Here is a 2,759-nt window from a genome sequence, read left to right as displayed (position 1 = left end):
CGGCGCGGATGCGCCGGCGGCGGGTTCCGGTCCGGGTGGGGTCGCCCGGAGCAGCCGGTCGACCAGGCCGGTGGTGTACCGGCCGGCGCGGAAGGCGGCGTCGTCGAGGACCCGCCGGACGAACGGGATGGTGGTGCGCATCCCCGGCCCGGCGACGTCGAACTCGGTCAGCGCCCGGTCCAGCCGGCACAACGCCAGGTCCCGGTCCGGGGCCCAGACCACCACCTTGGCCAGCAACGAGTCGTAGTGCGGCCCGACCAGGTAGCCGGGATGGCCGTGGGTGTCGACCCGGGTGAACGGGCCGCCCGGCGGGCGGAACCGGTCCAGCCGGCCGGGGGTCGGGACGAAGTCCCGGTCCGGGTCCTCGACGTTGACCCGGCACTCCACCGCGACCCCGGTCGGGCGAACGTCGGCCTGGCGGAAGCGCAGCGGCGTACCGGCGGCGATGTGCAACTGCTCGTGCACCAGGTCGATCCCGGTGATCATCTCGGTCACCGGGTGTTCCACCTGGATCCGTGAGTTGATCTCCAGGAAGTGGAACTCGCCGTCGGCGTCGACCAGGAACTCCACCGTGCCCGCGCCGGTGAACCCGACGTCGAGCACGCCGCGCAGCGCCGCCGCCGCGATGGCCTCCCGGGTCCGCTCCGGCAGGCCGGGCGCGGGCGCCTCCTCGACCAGCTTCTGGTGCCGCCGCTGCACCGAGCAGTCCCGGGTGCCCAGGTGCACGCCGTTGCCGTGCGCGTCGCAGAGCACCTGCACCTCGACGTGCCGCGCCTCGGTCAGGAAGCGCTCCACGTACACCCGGTCGTCGCCGAAGACCGCCAGCGCGGCGGCCCGGGTGCGGGCGTACGCCCGGGGCAGGTCGGCGGCGTGGTAAACCACGGTCATCCCCCGGCCACCCCCGCCGGCCGCCGCCTTGACGATCACCGGGTACCCGATCCCGTCGGCCACCTCGACCGCCCCGGCCAGCGTCGGCACGGTCTGCACGCTGCCCGGGGGCAGCGGCAGGCCGGCCCGCTGCATCAGCGCCCGCGCCGAGGACTTGTCGGCCAGGGCGGCCATCACGTGCGGGGGCGGGCCGACGAAGGTCAGCCCGTTGTCCGCGCAGATCTCGGCGAAGTCGGCGTCCTCGGAGAGGAACCCGTAGCCGGGATGCACCGCCTGGGCCCCGGTCTGCCGGGCCGCCTCCACGATCGCCGCCGCGTTGAGGTAGCTGCGCCGGCTGGCCGCCGGGCCGATCCGGACCGCCTCGTCGGCCAGTCGCACCGGAAGCGAGTCGGCGTCCGCGGTGGAGTACGCCACCACCGTCCGCACGCCCAGTTCGCGGCAGGCCCGCAGCACCCGCAGCGCGATCTCGCCCCGGTTGGCGATCAGCACCTTGTCGAACATCAGCACACCACCCCGGCGCCCTCAGACCGGTTCCACGACGATCAGCGGCTGGTCGTACTCGACAGGCTGGCCGTCGGCGACCGGGAGCTCCACCACCCGGCCGGCCCGGTCGGCGACCACCTCGTTCATCAGCTTCATCGCCTCGACGATGCCGACCACCTGGCCGGCCCGGACCAGGTCACCGACCGCGACGAAGGGCGCGGCCCCCGGCTCCGGGGCGCGGTAGAAGGTGCCCACGATCGGGGCCCGGACCGCGACCCGCTCGCCGGCCGCTGGCGCGGTGGCCGTGGGGGCCGGCGCGGAGACGGTGGGAACGGCGGCGGGTGCGGAGGCGACGGCGGCGGGCGCGCAGGGGACGGCGGCCGGTGCGCAGGGGACGGCGGCGGGTGCGGTCCGGGGCGCCGGTGGCGCCGAGGCCGCGCCGTGCCACTCCACCTCCAGCACCGTCTGCCCGCTGCGCAACCGGACCCGGCGCACCGGTCCGGCCAGTTCGGCCACCAGGTGCCGGGCGTGCCGGCGCAGCCCGGCCAGCACGGCGTCGTCGTCGGTCGGGGCGCTCATCGGGTACCCGCCTGCGGGCCCCGGGCGCCGTAGCGGCGGAACCGTTCCCGCCGCCGACGTACCAGCGTCGCGGGCGGCACGTCCAGCAGCGGAAGCAGGTTCGCCGTCACCGCCGTGCGCAGCAGCTCGGCGGCCCCGGTGGGGTCGGCCTGGGCGGCCGGCGCCGGCTCGGGCACCACCTCGTCGACGATGCCGAGCCGGCACAGGTCCGGGGCGGTGAGCCGCAGCGCGCGGGCGGCCTGCGGGGCGGCGGACCGGTCCGGCCAGAGGATCGCCGCGCACCCCTCGGGGCTGATCACCGAGTACACCGCGTGCTCCAGCATCAGGACCCGGTCGGCGACCGCCAGGGCCAGCGCGCCACCGCTGCCGCCCTCCCCGGTGACCACCGCGACCACCGGCGTCGGCAGGCAGCTCATGGTGAGGATGTTCTCCGCGATGGCGGCGGCCTGCCCGTGCTCCTCGGCGCCGACGCCGGGGTCGGCGCCCGGGGTGTCGACCAGGGTGACCACCGGCAGGCCCAGCCGGGCGGCGAGCCGCATCAGCCGCAACGCCTTGCGGTGCCCGGCCGGGCTCGCCATGCCGAAGTTGCGGGCCACCAGCTCGGCGGTGCTGTGCCCCTTCTGGTGTCCGATCACCATCAGGTGCCGGCCGTCGAGCCGGGCCAGGCCGCCGACCACCGCCGGGCAGTCCGCGCCGAGCCGGTCGCCGTGCAGCTCGACGAAGCCGTCGAAGGCGCTGTCCAGGTAGTCCAGGGTGGTGGGTCGCCCGGGGTGCCGGGCCGTTCGGACGGTCTCCCAGGGATCCCGGCC

Annotated in this window: 3 protein-coding genes; all 3 read right to left on the bottom strand. The window is 76.3% G+C overall.

Annotation, left to right across the window (positions count from 1 at the left end):
* On the bottom strand, positions 1-1,389 hold a 1,389-nt coding region (locus AWW66_RS31855), incomplete at its 3' end, for an acetyl-CoA carboxylase biotin carboxylase subunit (RefSeq protein ID WP_067374467.1).
* A 21-nt stretch (positions 1,390-1,410) separates the two neighbouring features.
* Positions 1,411-1,950 carry an acetyl-CoA carboxylase biotin carboxyl carrier protein gene (accB, locus tag AWW66_RS31850; RefSeq protein ID WP_067374461.1) on the bottom strand — a complete coding sequence of 180 codons (540 nt, stop codon included), beginning with the start codon at positions 1,948-1,950 and terminating at the stop codon, positions 1,411-1,413.
* On the bottom strand, positions 1,947-2,759 hold an 813-nt coding region (locus AWW66_RS31845; protein WP_067374457.1), incomplete at its 5' end, for an acetyl-CoA carboxylase carboxyltransferase subunit alpha. The genes AWW66_RS31845 and accB, both read right to left, overlap by 4 nt.

It is taken from the genome of Micromonospora rosaria (assembly GCF_001567585.1).
GTDB classification, from domain to species: Bacteria; Actinomycetota; Actinomycetes; order Mycobacteriales; family Micromonosporaceae; genus Micromonospora; species Micromonospora rosaria.
This window is presented reverse-complemented; position numbering and strand designations above follow the sequence as displayed.

Bases quoted from the DNA above. Each gene is read 5' to 3' on its own strand.
- accB (WP_067374461.1), bottom strand. From the start codon at position 1,950: ATGAGCGCCCCGACCGACGACGACGCCGTGCTGGCCGGGCTGCGCCGG.